At 44.9% G+C, this 2,322-nt stretch carries 4 protein-coding genes; all 4 read left to right on the top strand.

What is annotated here, in order from left to right; genetic code table 11:
* Positions 1–690: 690 nt before the first annotated feature.
* Complete coding sequence (locus ACCI49_RS24365) at positions 691–921, top strand: hypothetical protein (protein WP_371841851.1); 231 nt, start codon at positions 691–693, stop codon at positions 919–921.
* Positions 905–1,477 (top strand): hypothetical protein, encoded by a 573-nt coding sequence (locus ACCI49_RS24360; RefSeq protein ID WP_371841850.1) that lies wholly within the window; start codon positions 905–907, stop codon positions 1,475–1,477. Before ACCI49_RS24365 ends, ACCI49_RS24360 begins: the two co-directional genes overlap by 17 nt.
* Before the next feature lie 124 nt (positions 1,478–1,601).
* Complete coding sequence (locus ACCI49_RS24355; RefSeq protein WP_371841849.1) at positions 1,602–2,045, top strand: hypothetical protein; 444 nt, start codon at positions 1,602–1,604, stop codon at positions 2,043–2,045.
* Positions 2,046–2,226: 181 nt separating this feature from the next.
* Positions 2,227–2,322 (top strand): transposase DNA-binding-containing protein (locus tag ACCI49_RS25170; RefSeq protein ID WP_503629704.1); only part of this gene is annotated, 96 nt, incomplete at its 3' end.

Below are 2,322 nucleotides of genomic sequence, written 5' to 3'. Positions count from 1 at the left end.
ATACGATGAACCTGACACTGCAGGAGAGGGGCTGTTTAGTTCGGCCTAAATCCAGTGCCAGGCTGTTTTTTTTACCGCCTGCAGCGCAGGTTATCTAAGCGTTATTGTGGCGGTCGATTTTATTGATTTTTCGTAGTAACTGAAAGCTTAGTGCCACTAAATAGCAGCCAGTATTGAGCAGTTTTTATTGATTGCTATTCAAGCAGTTTCGCTCCTAGATCGTTCGCTCAGGTGCTGTAAAAAGAGGCAGTCAGCAGCAATTTCGTGGAGTGCGAGTAAGATAGGAATTGGTTGGGGAAAGTGCGGTATTCTTTCTTCGTAAATATTGGGCAGTGGCCAGCCAAAGTTGGCTGGCAGAGAGCAAGTAGGTTGTTCAGTACGCGCCAGCTATAACCAGGCCAAGCAGGCTCGCCCAGCCCCTGTGGGGCTAGGCTGGACAGCCTACGCAGCGCGCTTCGCACGCAAACGCTCCGGCTGCCCCTGTTGGCAACGTTATTGTGGCGGTCATTTTTTTGGTAGTTTGAAGTTGCTGCAAGCACCAATCTCTTCCTGATCACATTTTTCCAGAGAGTTTTCCTGCAAGTTGGCACCGCAGTTCCGTTCAAGTGCCTTCGTTTAAAGCCAACAAGTTCTGCAAGCTAGCTGCAGCATTGTGGAGTGCCAGTCAGTTAGTTAACCGTTGGGGAAAGTATGGTATTTTTCCCAGTAAATTTATCGGGCAGTGGCCAGCCAAAGGTGGCTGGCAGAGAGCAAGTAGGTCGTTCAGTGCGCGCCAGCTATAACCAGGCCAAGCAGGCTCGCCCAGCCCCTGTGGGGCTAGGCTGGACAGCCTACGCAGCGCGCTTCGCACGCAAACGCTCCGGCTACCCCTGTTGGCAACGTTATGCTTCTGGAGGATTAATAGTTGCGCAAATTGTATGACATCGATTCGATTAGATGTTTTAAATGCGGTGAAGAATATTTTTTTCCTCATGGCCCTGGGCGTGTTTACTACTATTCGTTGGTTGAGATTGAATCATCGATGGATAGGTTGGAATATAAAGATTTAATATCTGTAATAATTAAACCTGTCTGGTGTTTTGACTGCGAGGCTGCTTCCGTTGCGGAAGATATACCAACAATCAGAGAGTTTGAGCATACCTATAAGGCTGTTTCAGATGGCGTTGAAATAGAAGTTCCGTTCTGTAGTAGTAATATACCAGTAAAAGAATCACAAGAAATTCTAAAGAGTTATATTTCTTGGAAAATGAATCGGGTAGCAGGAGAAAAGTGTTTACATTGTGGGGGAGCAAACTTTCTAACAATTACTGAGGAAATGAATTTAATCCATGACAGTTGTGAGGATGGAGTTTTTTGTCATCGTCTTGCGGCGAGAGGGCCTTTCAATGGGCCAATATATGCAAGAGTATATAGTGCTGACGGTGAGTTTAAACTAGAGGGTAATGCAAATTATTCTCATGTCTCAGTTAACAAGTAAAGCATAACAAATAGCTGCAGTGGAAAACTTGACCCTGGCTTTGACTTTGCGCTGATCGCGCAATACAAATCCAGCCTCAAGTTTCCACTGAGCTTGGGCGTTAAGCCAAGCCAGAATTGAAGCTATGAATAAAATCGAATTACAGAGAAAAACTAAAGCTAAAAACGGTAAGGTTGAGGCCTACTGGTTTGAGAACGAGAGTATCGGGTTACAGAAAACATTATTTCATCGTATAACCATACCTCTAGAACCTTTTGATTCAGGTCTTGAGTATGAGGAGCAGCCACTATCAACTGAAATAGTCTTGGATTGGTACGAGTTAAACTTAGAGAATGCAGCGGAACTCGATGGGGCTAATTTATCACACGAGTCATACCCAGAAGCAGAAGGCTCGGTTTATGTCGGTTGTGCTCACAATTGGTGTAGTGTAAAAGAGCTAGTGTTTTCTAAAGCAAATGATGGCCGCTATGACATAAAAGGTTCCGTTGTCGTTGAATTTGAGAATGAGGGTGTGGCTCAAAATGAGCCGTTCACTTTCGAAACAACAATCGAGGTAGTCACGGCTTAACAAGCGGCTGCTGTCGGACTGCCAAAAGCGTCACTCCTTTTGCTGACGCAAAAGCAGCGCCACTTTTGTCAGCCGCAGAGCCGGGCGCTAAGTTTTATACACAAGTTTTTCCAGTTTTATTGTAAAAATCAATGAGTTACAGTTTTGGCATGGTAAGAGCTACAGATTTGGATGGGTAATTATGCAGGACTGGGTCATGGACGAAGTGAAAAACCAAGTTATGGGCGATGTACGATTGAATAAGCGATTGTCCAATATTCTTAGGAATTTAAGTTCC

It is taken from the genome of Microbulbifer epialgicus (assembly GCF_041447265.1).
Taxonomy (GTDB): Bacteria; Pseudomonadota; Gammaproteobacteria; order Pseudomonadales; family Cellvibrionaceae; genus Microbulbifer; species Microbulbifer epialgicus.
The sequence above is the reverse complement of the archived record's forward strand: the minus strand, read 5'-3'. Positions and strand labels throughout refer to the sequence as shown.